This is a genomic window from Candidatus Weimeria sp. HCP3S3_B5 (assembly GCF_052064335.1).
Classification (GTDB): Bacteria; Bacillota; Clostridia; order Lachnospirales; family Lachnospiraceae; genus Weimeria.
On the sequence record NZ_JBQHVU010000017.1, the window covers coordinates 41,961 to 60,724 of the forward strand.

22 protein-coding genes and 1 pseudogene are annotated in these 18,764 nt (G+C 44.8%); 3 read left to right on the forward strand and 20 right to left on the reverse strand.

All coding sequences use genetic code 11. The features are described 5' to 3' along the window. Positions 1-4 precede the first annotated feature (4 nt). The 8 genes from ACTNCK_RS08925 to ACTNCK_RS08960 form a co-directional block, all read right to left on the reverse strand. Positions 5-1,663 carry a nucleoside kinase gene (locus ACTNCK_RS08925; protein ID WP_441082169.1) on the reverse strand — a complete coding sequence of 553 codons (1,659 nt, stop codon included), beginning with the start codon at positions 1,661-1,663 and terminating at the stop codon, positions 5-7. Then, entirely contained in the window at positions 1,642-2,325 is a 684-nt protein-coding gene (locus tag ACTNCK_RS08930; RefSeq protein ID WP_441082170.1) for a tRNA (adenine(22)-N(1))-methyltransferase, read from the reverse strand. The genes ACTNCK_RS08925 and ACTNCK_RS08930 overlap by 22 nt, the downstream gene beginning before the upstream one ends. Further along, the gene (gene rpoD, locus ACTNCK_RS08935; protein WP_441082189.1) at positions 2,325-3,464 is read right to left on the reverse strand and encodes an RNA polymerase sigma factor RpoD; all 1,140 of its coding nucleotides are present in this window, start codon (positions 3,462-3,464) and stop codon (positions 2,325-2,327) included. The genes ACTNCK_RS08930 and rpoD overlap by 1 nt, the downstream gene beginning before the upstream one ends. A 74-nt stretch (positions 3,465-3,538) precedes the next feature. Beyond that, positions 3,539-5,323: a DNA primase gene (dnaG, locus tag ACTNCK_RS08940; RefSeq protein WP_441082171.1), complete on the reverse strand. Its 1,785-nt coding sequence runs from the start codon at positions 5,321-5,323 to the stop codon at positions 3,539-3,541. Then, positions 5,320-6,336, reverse strand: a complete 1,017-nt coding sequence (locus ACTNCK_RS08945; RefSeq protein ID WP_441082172.1) for a deoxyguanosinetriphosphate triphosphohydrolase — start codon at positions 6,334-6,336, stop codon at positions 5,320-5,322. Before ACTNCK_RS08945 ends, dnaG begins: the two co-directional genes overlap by 4 nt. A gap of 463 nt (positions 6,337-6,799) precedes the next feature. Beyond that, the gene (locus ACTNCK_RS08950) at positions 6,800-7,342 is read right to left on the reverse strand and encodes a cyclophilin-like fold protein (protein ID WP_441082173.1); all 543 of its coding nucleotides are present in this window, start codon (positions 7,340-7,342) and stop codon (positions 6,800-6,802) included. 95 nt (positions 7,343-7,437) lie between these two features. Continuing rightward, positions 7,438-8,424 carry an alpha/beta hydrolase gene (locus tag ACTNCK_RS08955; RefSeq protein WP_441082174.1) on the reverse strand — a complete coding sequence of 329 codons (987 nt, stop codon included), beginning with the start codon at positions 8,422-8,424 and terminating at the stop codon, positions 7,438-7,440. Continuing rightward, positions 8,421-8,663, reverse strand: coding sequence for a hypothetical protein (locus ACTNCK_RS08960; protein ID WP_441082175.1), 243 nt, complete (start codon positions 8,661-8,663; stop codon positions 8,421-8,423). The genes ACTNCK_RS08955 and ACTNCK_RS08960 overlap by 4 nt, the downstream gene beginning before the upstream one ends. 169 nt (positions 8,664-8,832) lie before the next feature. Here ACTNCK_RS08960 and ACTNCK_RS08965 point away from each other — a divergent pair, with 169 nt between their 5' ends. Both ACTNCK_RS08965 and ACTNCK_RS08970 read left to right on the forward strand, forming a co-directional pair. Next, positions 8,833-9,708, forward strand: coding sequence for a LysR family transcriptional regulator (locus ACTNCK_RS08965; RefSeq protein WP_441082176.1), 876 nt, complete (start codon positions 8,833-8,835; stop codon positions 9,706-9,708). A gap of 171 nt (positions 9,709-9,879) precedes the next feature. Then, positions 9,880-11,091, forward strand: a complete 1,212-nt coding sequence (locus tag ACTNCK_RS08970) for an ATP-binding protein (protein WP_441082177.1) — start codon at positions 9,880-9,882, stop codon at positions 11,089-11,091. Between the two features lie 117 nt (positions 11,092-11,208). Here ACTNCK_RS08970 and ACTNCK_RS08975 read toward each other — a convergent pair whose 3' ends face one another. The 11 genes and pseudogenes from ACTNCK_RS08975 to ACTNCK_RS09025 all read right to left on the reverse strand — a co-directional run bounded on the left by ACTNCK_RS08975 (position 11,209) and on the right by ACTNCK_RS09025 (position 18,079). Beyond that, positions 11,209-12,495, reverse strand: a complete 1,287-nt coding sequence (locus ACTNCK_RS08975) for an Ig-like domain-containing protein (RefSeq protein ID WP_441082178.1) — start codon at positions 12,493-12,495, stop codon at positions 11,209-11,211. A 137-nt stretch (positions 12,496-12,632) separates the two neighbouring features. Beyond that, complete coding sequence (locus ACTNCK_RS08980) at positions 12,633-13,592, reverse strand: alpha-hydroxy-acid oxidizing protein (protein WP_441082179.1); 960 nt, start codon at positions 13,590-13,592, stop codon at positions 12,633-12,635. Positions 13,593-13,784: 192 nt separating this feature from the next. After that, positions 13,785-13,967 (reverse strand): annotated as a pseudogene (locus ACTNCK_RS08985) (GNAT family N-acetyltransferase); the annotation flags it as partial. Between the two features lie 18 nt (positions 13,968-13,985). Further along, on the reverse strand, positions 13,986-14,240 hold the full coding sequence (locus tag ACTNCK_RS08990; RefSeq protein WP_441082180.1) for a hypothetical protein: 255 nt from the start codon (positions 14,238-14,240) through the stop codon (positions 13,986-13,988). A gap of 186 nt (positions 14,241-14,426) precedes the next feature. After that, positions 14,427-14,789, reverse strand: a complete 363-nt coding sequence (locus tag ACTNCK_RS08995) for a DUF1304 domain-containing protein (protein WP_441082181.1) — start codon at positions 14,787-14,789, stop codon at positions 14,427-14,429. 39 nt (positions 14,790-14,828) lie between these two features. Further along, on the reverse strand, positions 14,829-15,275 hold the full coding sequence (locus ACTNCK_RS09000; protein WP_441082182.1) for a VanZ family protein: 447 nt from the start codon (positions 15,273-15,275) through the stop codon (positions 14,829-14,831). 3 nt (positions 15,276-15,278) lie between these two features. After that, entirely contained in the window at positions 15,279-15,431 is a 153-nt protein-coding gene (locus ACTNCK_RS09005) for a hypothetical protein (RefSeq protein ID WP_441082183.1), read from the reverse strand. A gap of 106 nt (positions 15,432-15,537) precedes the next feature. Then, positions 15,538-15,729: a hypothetical protein gene (locus tag ACTNCK_RS09010; RefSeq protein WP_441082184.1), complete on the reverse strand. Its 192-nt coding sequence runs from the start codon at positions 15,727-15,729 to the stop codon at positions 15,538-15,540. Positions 15,730-15,834: 105 nt separating this feature from the next. After that, positions 15,835-16,659 (reverse strand): PD-(D/E)XK nuclease family transposase, encoded by an 825-nt coding sequence (locus ACTNCK_RS09015; protein WP_441082185.1) that lies wholly within the window; start codon positions 16,657-16,659, stop codon positions 15,835-15,837. A gap of 213 nt (positions 16,660-16,872) precedes the next feature. Then, a complete protein-coding gene (locus ACTNCK_RS09020; RefSeq protein WP_441082186.1) occupies positions 16,873-17,136 on the reverse strand; it encodes a hypothetical protein in 264 nt (87 codons plus the stop codon). Then, complete coding sequence (locus ACTNCK_RS09025) at positions 17,120-18,079, reverse strand: MarR family transcriptional regulator (protein WP_441082187.1); 960 nt, start codon at positions 18,077-18,079, stop codon at positions 17,120-17,122. The genes ACTNCK_RS09020 and ACTNCK_RS09025 overlap by 17 nt, the downstream gene beginning before the upstream one ends. A gap of 166 nt (positions 18,080-18,245) precedes the next feature. Between ACTNCK_RS09025 and ACTNCK_RS09030 the strand changes: the two genes are divergently transcribed. Beyond that, the gene (locus tag ACTNCK_RS09030; RefSeq protein ID WP_441082190.1) at positions 18,246-18,497 is read left to right on the forward strand and encodes a hypothetical protein; all 252 of its coding nucleotides are present in this window, start codon (positions 18,246-18,248) and stop codon (positions 18,495-18,497) included. Here ACTNCK_RS09030 and ACTNCK_RS09035 read toward each other — a convergent pair. Beyond that, positions 18,412-18,615, reverse strand: coding sequence for a hypothetical protein (locus tag ACTNCK_RS09035; RefSeq protein ID WP_441082191.1), 204 nt, complete (start codon positions 18,613-18,615; stop codon positions 18,412-18,414). The genes ACTNCK_RS09030 and ACTNCK_RS09035 overlap by 86 nt on opposite strands. Between the last annotated feature and the right edge of the window lie 149 nt (positions 18,616-18,764).

Sequence of the window (18,764 nt, forward strand, 5' to 3'; positions counted from 1 at the left end):
ATTATTAAACATTAAAACAGCTTCCGCCTATAAACTCACGGATCAGAGAGGTATTAGCTATGTTTTCGGTAGGCATAGGGAGGAAATAGTCAAGAAGCTTTAATAATCTCTTGGCCTCGGTATGCTCCCTGCAGTCAGAGGGAATCCCATAGAGAAGCGGCTCAGCATAGATCTTAAGGACTGCCATCTCATAGATAAGGGCTGAGTTGAACATTGCATCCGCAGACTCCTGGAAGGGGAATATATTCTTCTTCTCGCCTCTGTGGACCGAATCCCACATGGCTATGGTCTCCCTTGCCGTGGTACCCCGGGTTCTGGCATCCCTTACGATACGCCTTATAAGCCGACCGTCCGTCGTAGACAGCGGGTTGTGCTCATCTATTGCAAGCTGGGTCAGGGCTGATATATAGATCTTGTACTTTGACTCCTTTGGAAGGGAGTAGCTTAGCTTGTCATTAAGTCCGTGTATCCCCTCAAGGACCAGGACATCGTTATCAGAAAGCTGCATCCTTATCCCTTCAGGAGCCCTCTTCTGGGCCACGAAATCGAAGATAGGAAGAGTGACCTGCTCGCCCTTTAAGAGCCTTGTCATATCTGAATTGAACTGCTCTATATCAAGGCATTCAAGAGCCTCGAAATCCCTCTGCCCGTTCTCATCGACAGGCATCAGATCATGGTCCAGATAATAGTTGTCAAGAGAGACCGCATGAGGACTGAGCCCCCTGGCTTTAAGCTGGATAGAAAGCCTTTTCGAGAAGGTAGTCTTTCCTGAAGATGAAGGGCCTGCTATCATCACGAATTTCCTGTTGCTGTCCTGGGCTATCTCACTTGCAAGAGCGCCTATCCTCTCCTCCATGAAGGCCTCCTGCATAAGGATTATCTCCTTGGTCCGGCCACCTGCTATTGCATCGTTTAAGGCACCAACCGTATCTATATCCATGGCTAAAGCCCATTCCCTGGTACGCTTTAAGACCGAAAAAAGCTTGACTGGTGGATCAAATGCTTCTATCCCTCCCTCATTATCCGGGAACCGCAGCACAAAGCCCTGGTCAAAGGGCTCTATGTCAAAGGACTTAAGATATCCTGTGGACGGAACCATATAGCCGTAGAAATAGTCGTGGATACCGTCTATCTCATAGATATTTGTGCTGGAATTGGACCTGTAGTGCAGAAGCTTTTCCTTATCAGGCATTCCGCCCCTTGCGAAGAGCTCAGTGGCCTCTACAGTTGGATAGGTTCTCTTGGTGATGGGAAGATCAAGTGTAACTATCTCCTTCATCTTTCTCTTAAGCTCCGAAAGAAGCTTCTTAGTCGCCTTCCTTCCCTCTCCGAATGTACAGTAATATCCGTCGCCTAATGAAAACTGAACGAAGACCGTAGGCTTTTCTTCAGGAAAAAGCTCATGGAGAGCCTTATGCATAAGGAAGACAAGACTCCTCCTGTAGGCCCTCTGTCCGTCCTTATTGGCAGATGAAAGGAAATCAATAGTCCCGTCCTCCCTTACATCCTGGGTCAGCTCAGTCAGCTTACCATTATATATGGCCAGATATGCCTTTTCATAGTCCTCTCCGTATACCTTCTTGGCAAGGTCTGAAAGCTTCTGGTCTCTGGGAACCCTCTGTGGCTCTCCTCCGTTTATCCTTATCTCACAAAAATCCTGCATAGACTCTCTTCTCCTTTTAGTTCCTTGTATCTGGGCTCATTGCTGTCCAGATTTTCTGTTATAGATTCTATTACATCTATCCTGTTCTCAAGCTGGCCTTTAAGGGCCTTATCCCTGTGGGCAAGAAGATAAGGCCCGTATTTCATCGAAAACGGGCTTATCTCTCCCCATCCTGCTGCTCTGCCATCGGGTATGGTCTTTATTATCTGATAGTATTTTCCGGAATCGACAAGAGCCCTTTCCTCCGACAGGGAAAAGCCGTGATCATAAAGCCAGTATCTGACCATGGCAGCATCCGACTGGGGAGAAAGTATAAGCTCACCTGTCTTACCCGCTATCTCAAGCCCCTTCTCAAGAATTGAGACTATAAGCGAACCTCCCATACCGCATATTACTATAGAATCAGGGACGGTATCAAGCTCTGTAAGGCCGTCTGATTGCAGGATATCTATCCTGTCAGAAAGACCGTTTTCTACAATATGCTGTCTGGCCCTTTCAAGCGGTCCCCTGTTTACGTCTATAGCTATGGCTCTTCTTGCCCTGCCGTCAGCTACCAGCGCTATCGACAAAAAGGCGTGATCGCATCCAACGTCTGCGACCACGCCTCCAACAGTCACCAGATCATATACACAGGACAGCCTCTCTGATAACTCCTTCTTCATTACTCGAGATAATCCTTCAACTTCTTGCTCCTGCTAGGGTGACGAAGCTTGCGAAGAGCCTTTGCCTCTATCTGTCTGATACGCTCACGGGTGACATTGAATTCCTTGCCGACCTCCTCAAGGGTCCTGGCCCTGCCGTCCTTTAGGCCGAACCTTAAGATAAGTACCTTCTTCTCCCTTGGGGTAAGGGTATCAAGGACATCATTCAGCTGCTCCCTTAAGAGGGTGTATGTAGCTGCATCAGCAGGCACCGGCATATTGTCATCAGGGATGAAGTCCCCCAGATGGGAGTCTTCCTCCTCACCTATAGGAGTCTCCAGTGATACCGGCTCCTGGGAGATCTTCTGGATCTCCCTTACCCTCTCGACAGGCAGATCCATCTCCTCTGCTATCTCCTCAGGGGTCGGCTCACGGCCAAGCTCCTGAAGCAGCTGACGCTGTACGCGGATAAGCTTGTTTATGGTCTCTACCATATGGACAGGGATCCTTATGGTACGGGCCTGATCTGCTATGGCACGGGTTATGGCCTGACGGATCCACCAGGTAGCATAGGTAGAGAACTTATAGCCTTTCTTGTAGTCAAACTTCTCGACAGCCTTAATAAGACCCAGATTACCCTCCTGGATCAGGTCGAGGAAAAGCATACCTCTTCCAATATACTTCTTGGCAATAGATACCACCAGTCTAAGGTTGGCCTCAGCCAGCTTCTTCCTTGCAGCAGTGCGGACCTGGGGATCATCTGATTCCATCTTCTTTGCAAGCTCTATCTCCTGATCTGCGGTAAGAAGAGGAACCTTTCCTATCTCCTTTAGATACATCCTTACAGGATCCTCGATTGAAACGCCCTCCGGAACAGAAAGATCGATATTCTCGAGGTCCACATCGTCCTCATCTGAAGGAACGAAGTCATCATCCGGTTCAGGAATGTCATCATCAACGCCCACATCATCACGCAGGACATCGACATTATTGCTCTCGAGGAAATCGAGGATCTTCTCGAACTGCTTGTCATTTAGATTGAGCCCGCTGAAATACTCGGTGATCTCGTTATACTCGAGTACGTTCTTTTTCTTCTTTGCGAGGCTTAAAAGCTCCTGAAGCTTGGTCGTAAAGATCTTCTCCTTCTCCTCTGTTGACATTCCTCCCTTCTCCTTATTGTCAGTCCTTTTCGCCGTTGTTGTCTTTGTGGACTTAGCCATTTATGGTTCCTCCTTCATGCATCGGCAATTCTAAGCTTTGCTATCTTATCCAGTGATTCCTTCTGCTTCCTTATCAGATCATAACGTCCGTTATCGGCCGGATCAAGAGAATCTATCCGCTTATCATAGCTTCTCCTTACTACCCGTGAAAGGGTAAGGATAAAAGCCTTCGTCTTCTCTTCCTTCGGAGTATCCTGAAGCGACCTTATATTTTCATGGAAGATCCATGAAGCCCTGTTCTGATCTTCTACCTCATCAAAAGAATCTATTATGACAGCGGGATTTGCTATCCCGTTTTTCTCTATCTGTTCATACAGCTGTGCTGCTATCTCTCTTAGTATTCCCTGATCAAAATCCTCTGGCAAAAGATATTCCTTCACTGTTGAAAAAAGGTCAGGTCTGTCTGCTATCCATGAAAGAAGTCTCATCTGATCCGGATCATCCTTTTGCCTGTCCCTAGAAGGTGCTGACTCGCTACGACGCTTAGCCGCATCAGGCTTTATGATCTGGTCAGCTGAAAGCTTCCTGATCAGGGATTTCATCGCTTCCTTCGGGATATCAAACTCCCTGCAGACAGTATCTGTATAATTCTCTCTTTCGAGCTCTATCTTAAAGGTGAGGAGCTTTTTCGCAGTCTCTGTCTCAAAAGTCGTATGCTCTGCCGGATCTCTAAGATCGTATTTCTTCTCGAGCTGTCTTATCTCGAATATGAAAAAATTCTCAGCACTATCTATCCGCCTCTGATACTCGTCGGCTCCCTTAGCCTTTATGAACTCATCCGGGTCCTTATATGGGGTCATATTTATGACTCTCATATTGATCCCCTTTGACTGAAACATTGGTATGGCACGAAGAATGGCATTTACTCCTGCTCCGTCACTGTCATAGGACAGATAAACATTCTTCGTGATATGTGATATAACCTCGACCTGCTGGGGTGTAAGAGAGGTCCCAAGCGAAGCCACAGCGCAGTCAAAGCCTGCCTGATGAAGGGCTATCACATCCATATATCCCTCGCAGAGGATTAGATACCCCCTCCTGGTCCGTCTGGCCAGATGAAGTCCGTAGAGCTCCCTGCTCTTATGGAAGATATCGGTCTCAGGTGAGTTTAAGTACTTGGGCTTTTCGTCTCCGAAGACCCGTCCTCCGAAGGCAACGACCCTCGAGTACTGGTCCATGACCGGAAACATGGCTCTGTTTATGAACTTGTCCCTTATACCGTATTGCTCAGAGAAAGTGAATAAACCGCTCTCACGGAGTATATCGTCAGAATATCCCTTTTTCTTTAGATATAAATACAGATCATCAGAATGAGGATCCGAATATCCGAGCCCGAACCTAAGCATTGTATCATCGCTTAAGCCCCTGTCCTTAAAATATTCAAGACAGGCCTCACCTCTGTCGCTGTGGAGGAGACTGTAAAAATAGACCGCTGCATCCTTATTTGCTGCAAGCAGCTGCTTCCTCCTTTCGTTCCATCTCTTCTGCTCTCCGCTTAACTCCTTTGACTGTATGGTGATACCGGCTCTATTGGCCAGGGTCTCTACTGCCTCAGGAAAGGACAGATGGAGATAGTTCTCCATGAACTGATAGACAGTCCCGCTTGCTCCGCAGCCAAAGCAGTGATACATCTGCCTCGAGGGAGAGACCGAAAATGACGGTGTCTTCTCTCCGTGGAAAGGACAGAGTCCGAAATAGTTGCTGCCACTCTTCTTCAGAGGGACATATTCCTTTATCACATCGACTATGTCGTTTGCCCTGCGGACCTCTTCAATTGTCTCCTGGTCATAATAGCTCAAAAACCATCTACCTCCCAGGCCTTAGGAATAAAGAACTCCGAAAACTTTGTCCTGCAGTAGCTGTCCGTCATCCCGGCTATATAATCGCAGATGATCCTCTCCTGCATATCCTGTTTTCTTTCTATACTATTGTAATACTTCTCAGGCAGGGCCTTAGGATTCTCATTGTAGTATTCGAAGAGCATGCGAATCATCCTCTTGGCCTTTATCTCCTCGCCCTTGGCCCTTGGGTTTCTATATACATTGGCGAAAAGGAAGCTCCTTAAGTCCATGGCTGCCTCCCTTATCTCATCGGACATCCTGATCTCCTGACTTCCCTCGCTTGTAGTTATGACATCATGGATCATAGTATTAAGCCTTGCCTTGGCATTCATACCAAGCGTCCTTCTGATCTCTGTCGGGATGTCCTCCTCTCTTATGATCTCGCCTCTTATAGCGTCATCGACATCGGCGTAGATATAGGCTATCTTATCAGATAAGCGGACGACTGCTCCCTCTGGAGTCGCAGGATGTCCCTCGGTCTGGTGGTTTCTGATCCCGTCTCTTACCTCCCAGGTGAGATTCAAGCCCTTACCGTCCTTTTCAAGCTTCTCGACTATCCTTACAGACTGCTCAGAGTGACTGAAGCCTCCACTGGTACACTTATCGAGCACATCCTCTCCGGCATGGCCAAAGGGGGTGTGTCCCAGATCATGTCCTAAGGCAATGGCCTCTATCAGGCTCTCGTTAAGCCTTAAGGCCCTTCCTATGGTCCTGGCATTCTGAGCAACCTCAAGGGTATGGCTCATCCTGGTCCTGTAATGGTCTCCCATAGGGTAAAGGAAGACCTGTGTCTTGTTCATAAGTCTCCTGAAGGCCTTGCAATGCAGTATCCGATCCCTGTCTCTCTGGAAGACCGGTCTGATATCGCACTGCTCCTCAGCTACCTTCCTTCCCCTTGAATTTACCGAAAGCGTAGCATATGGGGAGAGCTCCTCCTTTTCCATCTGCTCGATGGTCTCACGAATCAGCATGCCATTCTCCTCTCCGGCGCCTGCGCCTCAAAAAAAGCCATTGCTTTTTATTATAGCACATAATTAAGAAAAGCAACAAGCCTATTTTTTCGGGCAGATTATCTTATCAAGCCCGTCAAGAGCCTTCTCCACCACATGGTCTATCTTTGTCCCAAGAGAGCCTGCAGCAGGCCTGTCCTCCTTTGGCCTTAAGGTCACGGCGGATCAAGGGCAATATCCTTATGACATTATACAGAGAAACTCTGTGACAGACAATGAGATCAGATCCAGGTCATCCTGAATTGGATACAACACTATTCAATAAAAAAGAGCCCTAAGGCTCTTATTTTTGAAATATAATCCTTATTTTCTGCCTCATTTCAGGGCCTTCTCCACATTACTCCATAGGTAACCTTAGCAATGTCATCATATGAGAGCTTATCGAGAGCCAACAAATACTATCTTTTTCAAATTATCCATCTCCTTATTTTATGCTTAATATGACTTCTGTCTCTGATCCACTTAACACACTTTCAAGCTCTTCGATACTCGACGCTTCCACCTTACCTATTTTCGTATATGACCATGAATTAGCGCCATAAAAGAATACTATCTGATTTCCATTGTATAACATTACATCCCCAGCCTCAGTTGTAATCTGATTGTCGTTACGTGGTAGAGTCTTTCCCAACTGACAGACCTTCTCAAAACCTCCGTAATTTGATGCTGAAATAGTCAAATCCCCATCCGCAAGCATTTCTCTTAAAGCCTTGGCAGTTTCATTATCTTCCAGATTCACAATAAATGAACTACTACCTACTGTTACACGAATCTGATTATCAGCCAATGTGCTTTCATCCGCCATTTTCATCTCAGTCTGCTCCTTTGACTCATTTGTATCTGTTTGAACACCGGATTTCATCTGCCCAATATTATCTTCTTGAACATCACCGGTATTATTTGCATTACACCCGGTTAACAACAAAAAGAAGACCACCAGTGTTGCTGCAATTCTTTTCGACATCATTTTAATTCACCATATAACTTGTCAGAAACCGGTTGGCACCATTCCGTTGTTCCATCCTCTGCCACCTATACATATGAGCATTTGCTTTTCGATTTTTACTTTAAATACTCATGAAAGAAACTCTCTAGCTTATCAAACGGAATATAATCCTTATCTCCACCATCATAGAGATCTGTATGTACTGCACCAGGAATGATATAAAGCTCTTTATTATCTCCATTAAGCAGCATGAAAGCATCCTTACTCATATAGCAGGAATGAGCCTTCTCGCCATGGATCATAAGAACCGCATTATCAATCTCTCCTGCATAATGGAACTGGCGCATATTGGAAAGTGATATCATTCCGGTAATTGCCCAGCCATCATTTGAATTAAGACTTCTCTTATGATAACCTCTTTTAGTCTTGTAATAATCATAGTAATCCTTTACAAAGAACGGAGCGTCCGAAGGCAATGGATCGACAACTCCTCCTGCCAAAGCGTATGTACCGTTTCTAAAGTCCTCCGTTCTCTGAGCATTCACAGCCTTTCTGGCCTTCACTCTTGCCTCTTTATTATCATCAGCATCAAAGTATCCATTCGCTGCAACTCTTGTCATATCATACATTGTTGATGTAACCGTAGCCTTAATCCTTGTATCAAGGCAGGCGGTCTGAAGGGCTACACCTCCCCAGCCACAGATACCTATGATTCCGATTCGCTCAGGGTCAACATTATCCTGAACAGACAAGAAATCTACCGCTGCCTGAAAATCCTCAACGTTTAAATCCGGTGAGGTCATATACCTTGGAAAACCACCTGACTCTCCGGTAAAAGAAGGATCAAAGGCAATCGTCAGAAAACCTCTTTCTGCCATTGTCTGTGCATAAAGACCTGATGACTGCTCCTTAACAGCACCATAAGGACCTGACACTGCAATCGCAGGAAGTTTTCCTGTAGCATTCTTTGGTATGTACATATCAGCTGCCAGGGTGATTCCAAAATGATTTGCAAATGTTACCTTCTTGTGATCTACTTTTTCACTCTTTGGAAATACCTTATCCCATTCCGTTACTAAATTAAGTTCTTCTGTTTTCATCATCGCTTGATACCTCCGTTATTCTTGTTCATTTCACTTTCGATTTTTCTAAGCATAAAATCCATGCAATCAATTTTTCTTCCGCATTCATGATATTCATCCATTATGCGGCAACGCTCTTTTTTCAAGAGTCGAAACATGTTTTCCATGCTTCCAGCTTCATATTGCTTAAGGATATTTTCTGATGTATCTTCGTGACATCCTGTATCCATAAGGCACTGTTTCAGTTTTTCTTTATCCATGAGATTTCCTCACTCAATTGTACCGTTCACCTGACATATTTATTATACGAGCTTGTAAATACTCCTGCTAATGGTTATAATGAATATCATGTTATTCCTTTTTGGCATATCATATAGTAACGAGAAATACGAAGTATTTCGAGTGCACTGATCATGGAAGGAAAATTCTATGGAAATTAGAACCTTAAGATATTTTTTAGCAGTGGCAAGAGAAGAAAATATGAGTAGAGCAGCCCAGCTTCTGCATGTAACTCAGCCTACCCTGTCAAAACAGCTTAAATCGCTGGAGGACGAACTTGGGAAAAAGCTTTTCACAAGACATGCTTTTAGTATCCAGCTTACTGATGAAGGAATTCTGCTACGCAATCGTGCCGAGGATCTTGTCAGCATGGCTGATAAAATCGAGCAGGAATTTGTTTCTCTGGATGATATAGCTGGTGGAGAGCTCTATCTTGGTCTTGCTGAATCCTACCAGCTTCGATATCTGGCAAAATCTATAAAAGATTTTAAACAACACTATCCGAACCTTCATTATCATATCACAAGCGGTGATACAGAGCAGCTCTCTGAAAAAGTCGATAAAGGCTTACTTGATTTTGTAGTACTGGTAGAACAACCGGATATCCGCAAATACGAATATATCGAATTTCCTCAAGCAGACACCTGGGGACTTATCATTCCGGATACCGATCCCCTGGCAAAGAAAAAAGCCATCCGTTTGGATGACCTTGTAGGCTTGCCGTTATTCTGTTCTGATCAGGCATGGAATGGAGATATTAGAAACTGGGCTGGAAGCAGATTTTCAGAGCTTCGGTTAGAAGGTTCCTTCCGCCTTTCTTACAATGGATCAATTTTTGCCATGGAAGGCTTAGGATATCTTCTCACCTACGAACATCTTGTAAATACGTCAAAAGACAGCGGCCTTGTATTCAGACCACTGTCTCCGAAGCTTGAAAATAGAATATATATAGCATGGAATAGATATCAGGCGTTTACACCTATCGCTGATAGATTTCTAGCTCATCTCAAGGATTCTTTCCAATAGTAATATAATACTATCATTATGGTTCCCTTGCTGTTCAGTTATATCCTTCCCAAAAAAGCAGGCAAACCGCAGTTGAATTAACTTTTGAAAAGTTTTGCGGTTTATAATCGCAAAACTTATTGGATTTTAATGAGAATTGCGGTATACTATCTACAAACGGAGGTGGTCACGATGATTTACAGACCTTTGTATGTAGAGAAGATTATGGCTTATGTGGATACGCCATTTGTAAAAATCCTCACGGGAGTGCGCCGCTGCGGAAAGTCAACGATCCTGAAAATGATTATGGAGAGATTGAAAACACAGCGGAATATTCCGGATGAGTGCATTGTCAGCTGCCGCTATGACTCGATGGAATATGATGATATGACAGCAAAACAGATGTACGCGCAGCTTAAGGAGCGTCTTTCGCCCGATGGAAAAACCTATCTATTTCTTGATGAGGTTCAAGAAATCAATGGCTGGGAAAAGGTCGTCAATTCACTGGCGTCGGACTTTGATGTTGACCTGTATGTGACAGGCTCCAACTCCCGTATGATGTCCTCTGAGATCTCGACCTATCTGACGGGACGGTATGTGTCTTTTAGAATCTTCACCTTGTCCTTTGGCGAGTACCTGATGTTCAAAAGCCAATATACCGAGGTTGGAGAGCCGAAGGCAGAGCTTGCCAACTATGTGCGCTTGGGTGGTTTCCCGGCAACGCATTTGCAGGAGTTCTCTCAGGACGAGGTCTACACCATCGTGCGGGATATTTACAACTCCACGATCTTCTCGGATATTGTCAAGCGCAATCAGGTGAGAAAGATTGACCAGTTGGAGCGGGTGGTCAAGTACACTTTCAACAATGTGGGCAATACCTTCTCGGCAAAGTCCATTTCGGATTATCTGAAAGCGGAGCACCGTTCGCTGGACAACGAAACTGTTTACAGTTACTTGGAAAAGCTGGAAAAGGCATATCTTCTTCACCGATGCTCCCGCTTTGATTTGCATGGTAAGGAAATCCTGAAAACGCAAGAGAAATTCTATCTTGCCGATACCGCCCTACGGTACAGCGTTCTTGGCTATAACGCTGACAGCGTGGCATCCAGCCTTGAGAATGTCGTGTACTTGGAGCTTTGCCGCAGAGGCTATACCGTCAATGTCGGCAAGTCCGGCAGTGGCGAAATCGACTTTGTTGCAGTACGGCAAAATGAAAAGCTCTATGTGCAGGTCACACAGGAGCTTCGTTCTCCGAAAACGGAAAAACGGGAGTATGAGCGTTTGCTGGAGATCCACGATAACTACCCCAAATATGTTCTGGCAACGGATGAGTTCTCAGGCGGAAACTATAAGGGCATCAAGACGATGCACATAGCGGACTTCCTGTTAAGCTCTGAATATTAAACAGACATTGGCTTAACAGCAGAAACCGCTGTCAAGCCGCATCAATTATCATAGAAGATCTGAATTTACAGAAAAAGCAGGTCACAAATGACCTGCCTTTTCTCTTCTATTCAATTACTAATCCCAGAGGTCAGGATCGAACTCGTCTACTTTTACTTTGAAGGACCGCTCTGCTCCATTTACCTTTAGCGTAACCGTCGCTGTCCCACCTGAGATGCGCTTCAATTGAATATAACCATTTTCCATCTTTGCTGTTACAACATTAGGATCTGAACTGGTAACCTGATAAGGGCCTGAATAATACTTATTATCAAGAAATACATCTACAGAGTCATAATCATACTCTTCATCACCATAAAATCTCAAAACATACGAATGATTCTCTTCTTTGTAATCATCCCATGGAAATTCGATCCTGTTTGCTTTGGAAGGGTCAACCACTTCGATCTGGAATCTTGCAAATACATTATCATATTCCTGAGTCAGGTAATTATATTGGACCAGTGTAGCATAACGTATGCCGGGATTCTTTCCTTTAATCTCACCGACCCAATTACCATCCTCATTCGTTACAAACTCTAATACATCATCCGATGTCAAAGAGTTACTATTGGCAGCTTGTATTGCCTCTTCATCTGTAAATTCCTTGTCATCCCAAAAGAGAGCGGCTTTTCCACACGTGCCATAAAGATAATCGTACACATTATCCGTCTGTCCCTGACAAATTTGCAACGGATGACTACCGTAATACTCAGGATCTTTTAAAATAAGAAAAAATGTTCCAACTTCACGAGTCTTATTCTCATAGGTCTCTTTGATAGTAATCTCTGCCTCACCGCTATTTTTTACTTCTGTAACCTTTCCATTCTCATCCATGACAAGATCTTTACTATCTGTATAAAACGTGTATTTTGCCTTCGGATTTTTGAAGAAGATCAAATCATCAAATTCAGACACATCTGCTGGATTCTGTGTTGAAATCCATCCCGGCTGCGCCCCGACACAAAAATCGCGGTCCCAATCCGAACCCCAAACGCCATAAGCAGTCTTTGCATTACGTACTTGAAACGTCAATGTGTCTAATTTCTTCGTCTTTCCCTTATATGTCTGCTTTACCGTGATCTTTGCTTTACCTAAGGATACTCCTTTGACCACTCCTTTGGATGATACAGTTGCTACAGACTTTTTATTACTGCTGTACGTGATCTTTGCCTTAGACGGTACCCCGCTAACTTTAATCTGAGTCGTCGCGTTGATTCCAATACCATTCCCAAACGTATCCGAATCCCCAGGATAATGAACCTCTGCCTCTGCCTGTGCCACGACTGCTGTCTGCGGTAATACCACGGGTGTTGCCAGCACGAGCGAAAGTGCCAGCGCAATAGTTGAAAGTGTTTTTTTCATTATCAAATTCTCCTTTCATAGACTCGGAAATAAGATTTCCTGTAAATATATTCTACCCGCCATTCATCCCATCACCTAAAGGTAATGGGTTTTCTGGCGGAGACTTTATAAAAAAGCAGCCGTATGGCTGCTATATCCTATAGATGTCTCCCGTGGTACCAGAGTACCGTCGGATCGAATTCCTGCAGGGTCTTTACCGAGGTATATCCCATCAGCTGCTTTAGCTGCTGGTTCATCTGATTAAGCTTATCCTCGACGGCTGAAGCTCCTGATGTCAGTAGGGACGGCAGGATAGCTCTGCCGGTAGATACTGCATCGGCGCCGAGTGCCAGAAGCTTGTATGCGTCTCGTCCGTCATCGACGCTGCAGTCGGCGAAAACTATCATCTGTCCCGAGACTTTCTTTATCTCAGGAAGCACCATGGCAGGCGGCACGGCAAAAGGCAACCTGCCGTGATGGTGGCTGACTACGATCGCATCTGCTCCGGCCGCTTTGCAGAGAAGGGCATCCCTCGCACTCAGGACTCCCTTCGCCACGAAATGACAATTGAGTCCATGCGCGTATGAGACCAGAGATTTAAGCTCCTCTTCGCTTAGGGTGCCCATCACCTCGCCGTCCACGACATCCGCCTCTCCATCGGCTCCTATGCTGTGGTCGATATCTATACCGACTGCCAGCGCCTGATGCGATGCTGCGAATGACATCTGCGACCTGATCATATCATGGTCGGCAAAAGGCTTAATGATGCGGATCGTATCGGCACAGATGTCCGCTATCTTCTCGTACTCCTCGTCCGGCTCATCGCCGACCCAGTTCACGAGTTCCAGCTCCTTCGCGGCCTTGGCGTACTCCTCCATCGGCTGACTGCCGGTCCCGACCTTATTCAGGTGTGAAAAAGCCGGCATCATGATAGGCGATGAGAACTGTCTGCCCCACAGCTCATATGTCAGGTCAGCTATTCCCGTCCCAATGCTTCTCTCCTCTATCCAGATCTCATCCAGATATCTTCTGGTGATAAAGCTCGCATTCGACGCATCCCTGGGAAGTGCCGGTATCATGCCCTCAGGTCCCGGCCAGGTGGCTTCTTTCTCTGCCATGTATTACCTCCTTTTGCTATCAAGAAATCTATGCAGTACCCCTATATGCTGTCAGCAGAATCAGAATAGTTTCACTATCTGCTGTCGGCAGAAACTAAATAGTTTCACTATCTACTGTCAACAGAATCTGAACAGACTCACTACCTGCTGCCGGCAGAATCTGTATTGTACCTCTATCTGCTAGTTACAGCTCTACGAAAGAATCTTCTCGTAGGCGATATCGCCCCTCTCATAGCCGTAGTCGCCGAGCTTCAGCTCCTTGAATCCGTATTTCTCGTAGATATGAATCGCCGGCTTCAGCTGACTGTTCGATATGATAAAAAGCCTCTTCGCCCCGTGATCCTCTGCCCACTGCATCGCAGCAGCAAATACTGCACTGCCGCTTCCGCTGTGCTATCGGTGCTTATTCGAGCAGAGCTTGCAGATCTCCCAGGTGGTAACGTTCATCGGCTTGGTCATGCAGGCGGCAAGCACAGTATCCTCCTCTATCGCGAAGTATATCATTCCACCTTCTCTTATCTCATCGTCTATGTGAGCGAAGGTCTCATAATCCTCTTCCTCCAGATGTCCGAAATACTCCTCGATCCAGTCTGTGTTATACTCTATGAAGGCGTCCCTGTATCTAGGGTCGTACTGCACTATCTCCACTGCTGATCCTCCCGGGGCTATAGTGATCTCTACTCGCCCGATTCTGTGCCCCCTTTGCTATTATAGACAAATGCAGTGAGGAATTCAAAAAACATCATAGCAATCTACAATAGCTGCCTGTAGTCGGCATCCCAAAAACCGCCTCACTTATGCAACCGCATATTCTCTTATAAAAAGGCTGCGAAGTCATCCGATTATAAGCGCACTGATAAGAGTAAGCGCCGGGATGCCTCCCTGCATCAGTATAATCTTAGGATTCGATGTGATGCTTCCATATGCTGCCACCAGTATTATATAGACCATCAGACAAATCAGTGCGGTCCTGCTTATAAAAACAAATACAGCCAGTAAAATCAGGACACTGAGAAGGCCGTTATAGACGCCCTGATTCTTAAAAAGTGTATTTACGGAATCTCTTTGTAATTCATCGGTGCTCATACCGAAAACCCTGGATGTCCGCGCAGACGACGTAGCTATGGTCTCAAGGACAAAAATAAAAATAAACTCAGCTGCCACTAAGCAAGCCAAAACCTTTGTAATAATACTCATATAGATCTGTTACTCCTTTTTTGCTTTCATCTAGGCTTCCTACGCCCCGCGATGTCTCTTCCACTCCAGCCGGATGATATAGAAAGCCATGATCCCGATCAGATATCCCATCACATCGAACGGTATATCCGTGATATCGAACTCCCGTCCCGGCACGGCTATTTTACTCAGCTGATCGCATATCGACACTACCGCACAGAATACCACGGCCACCAGATACGGATGTCTCCTGACCCACACCAGGCAGCAGCAGACAGCCGCTCCTCCCATCGCCAGATACTCGAAGCTGTGTGCAAACTTGCGCACCAGAAAAAATGATATCGACCAGTCCGCCTGAGTATGATTTAGCCTGTTATTAATCCCAGCCACCACCCTGACAAAACGCATGGTAAGCGCTGAAGAAGCTTCCCCCGGCTGCAGTGTAAAGGCGGCTATCAGGAAGATAACCAGGACCGCAGGTATTATAGAAATGATTTTTTTAGCCAATTATTAGTCCAGTTCCTTAATCTCATCTACAGTCAGTCCGGTTGCTCTTGCAATGTCTTCGTAGGTGAATTTCTTCATATCTAGCATATTGTTAGCTATTTGCAGTGTATTTTCTCTAGCAGTTTCATTTCTCATGTCTTCCATAGCCTTGCACATAACCGTCACTCCTCGATCATAGATGATATTACAAAAGGATGCATCGCCTAACCACACCCCGCCTTGAGGTGATTGCCATCAAGATGACCTTGTCAGCCAAAAAACATCAAGCAGACTTCTTCGAGTCCAGCTCCTTAATCTCATCTACAGTCAATCCGGTTGCTCTTGCAATGTCTTCGTAGGTGAATTTCTTCATGCCTAGCATATTGTTGGCTATTTGCAGTGTATTTTCTCTAGCAGATTCTCTAGCTGCTTCTCTAGCAGCTTCATTTCTCATATCTTCCATAGCCTTGCACATAACCGTCACTCCTTGATCGTAGATGATATTACAAATAGGGGCATCGCCTAACAACACCTCGCCTTAAAGGGATTGCCATCAAGGTGACCTTGTCGTTCAAAAACATCAAGCAGATTTCTTTGAGTCCAGCTCCTTAATCTCATCTACACTCAATCCGGTTGCTCCTGCAATATCTTCGTAGGTGAATTTCTTCATACCTAGCATATTGTTGGCTATTTGCAGTGTCTTTTCTCTAGCAGATTCTCTAGCTGCTTCTCTAGCAGCTTCATTTCTCATATCTTCCATAGCCTTGCACATAACCGTCACTCCTTTCTCGTCTTCTTTAAAATATCTAACCCGATCCGCCAACACATGATAATACATGTCCTTTGCTTCGGTACAAGCGAAATCATGCATCAGCTTTCCGAGAGAAGTATCGTCCCGAATCTGTGAGTTCACATAGATGATATGCTCTTCATCTCCAAACGGCTCTCCGGTTTCAGTAATCATGCGCTCAATGTGATAGATCGGAAGACCCTTCCTTAGCACATCGTTTTCTGTGATGAAAATCACATAGCTCTCGCTCAGCGCTTCATATTGTTCCCCAGGCTCTGTGACGTTCGCATCGATCAGGCTGCTGTTATATCTGGCTCTCTTCGCTCCTGCGCCATGATCGCTGCGCTGGATCTCGATGTTGTACACATGATCCTTTTGGTCGACCGCCAGAATATCAAGTCTGACGGAGCGCCCCTGAAGGTTCTTGATCCCGTACTGACTTGTGGATTTTGTGACCTTCAGATCATCACGTTTCAGAATAACCTGGAGCAGAAATTCAGCGCACTTTGTGTCCTCAAAGACTTTCGTCATGAAGTCATCATCGAGTAAGCGCAAATTGTGAAGGCGCCCTAGATCTTCCTTATGCTTTCTTTCAAAATCAGTCTCCCTGTTCATTTAACCCCCGTTCTGTCTTAGCTTGTATAAACTACTCTGACTTTATTATATCAGGAAAATCTGAATATTGAAAGCTAAATCGTCTGACTCTTCCCATTTCCACATGGATGAAAAGACATCCGTGTTCACTTTACTCTAAATAATCATCCAAGGCACCCATAAACGCTTTGCAATTATATTGTATAAGCTTTTGCTTATATTGCAAAATCTTTCCTAGAAATCGGAAAGATCAATCGCAGGAGAAACCTTTCCCGTTTTAAAGTTCGCGATTGACCTGTCCATGTCTCTCATGGTCTCTTGCGAAATGCCCTCTGGAACAGTCAGTTCCCGTGGTTCCAATATGATGCATCCGTTCTTGTATTCCTTAACATTATAATATTGGTAATGTGCACCTCTAAGCGTAACTCTCTTCTTGCTATCGACATGCACCGTATAGTCTTTGATCGCCTCCTTAAAGCTTTCAATCCCTCTTACCATCTATCTTCCTCCACAGATTATTTAACATTTCTTCTACTGCCTCTTCTACCCGTTCATCTACATCTTCCCTGAGCGACAATGCCAGAGAAAGTTCATCGACCATTTTTTTCTTCGATAATTTTCGTGGGTCATATCTCCACATTTCAACAGCCACCTGTGAATTTGAGTCCTGTAAATTCTTTGTCAAACAGTCATTCCACTGAGATATTCTTTCTGAGGCGTAGCACCAAACACCAGGCGCATTGAGCATCGAATACTCTGCCAATGCCGAATATCCGCTCTCCAACAATTCATTCTTTACTTCCTCGCATGGAACGTAGACAGTCCTTTTCACAGGATTGAGCAGAACTTTTTCTGCTTTATAAAACAACTCTTTGGGGGAGTTTTCCGAAAACAGTATCTTCTGTACTCCGATTTTTTTCGATTGCAGCGTTCCCATTTCTTCAAGTTGTTTGGACGCTCTGGAAATAGATGTTGGTGTCAGATCCAAATCTTTTGCAGCTTGACTTGTGGGCAGTTCCTTTGCTCCCTCATAAATAAAATAAAGCAACAGCATCTGAGCTGATGGCAAGATTTCTTCTCTGTCGCTCTTTTCCGCATCACAACGTTCCTGCAAATATGCCCCCATAAAAGGCAGATAAATTTGCTTTCCATCCACAATAAATGCTATCTTTTCCCGAAGTAAATACTCTTTCTGCCGTGCAGTGATTTGTTCCATTACTAAAACCACAGGGCGATCTGCTACCCTTTTCACACGTTCCAGATGCTTTTTTAATGTTTCCACCTGATCCAATTCGGTTTTAGGGTACAAAAAAACGGCTTTTTGACCACTCAGAGATACTTTCTGTGAATCATACCTTGTACTGATGAAGTTTGGCAAATGCTCTAAAGCTTTATTTTCATACAGCACTTCAATTCCTAAAACCCGCTTAAGGTATTCCACTCTATCGCCTCCATTTATAACCCTTTTTCTGTATTATAACCCATTTTAAGTTAAGATACAATATCAAAGTTATGATTGGTCAAATTCGACTATAGAAACACCAATATTTTCCATCTTAACTTCCGATGAAGGTTAGCACTCAATCTAATAAAAGGCTTTGAAAAGCCTGGAAAAGCCGAACTATATGAACTTGCCGGCATCCATACGGGAGCTTGAAAAGATAGAGATGATCCGCCAGGCAGACGGCATGTACCGGCTCGATCATGCAGTTACGGCAACACAGAAATATAGATTGTCAAGTAAAACTGACCCATTATTATGCATACACTTCTTTATTGCAAACTACCGTGATCTGTCTTTGATGACTCTTCCTGTTTCCGAGCCAATTCCTTTTCTAAAACCGCAACATCAAATCTGAACCATGCAGCAAATTGTCTGGGATTTACTTTAGCTTTCTGGAAATATTGAAGCATTCTTTCGGCTACTTCATCATGATCACCAATTGCCATGCACAGATGAGCAATCTCAATACTCATATCTATTTTGCTAGGATGGTTCTTCAATGAGTCAAAATCTCAAACTTCGCACTTTAAAAAGTGCCTTTGTACCTTGAAAAATCAATAAAAAGTGGCAATTAAAAAGGCAGAATCGCCTTATATCTGGTATAATAGTTTCGACCAAAAAA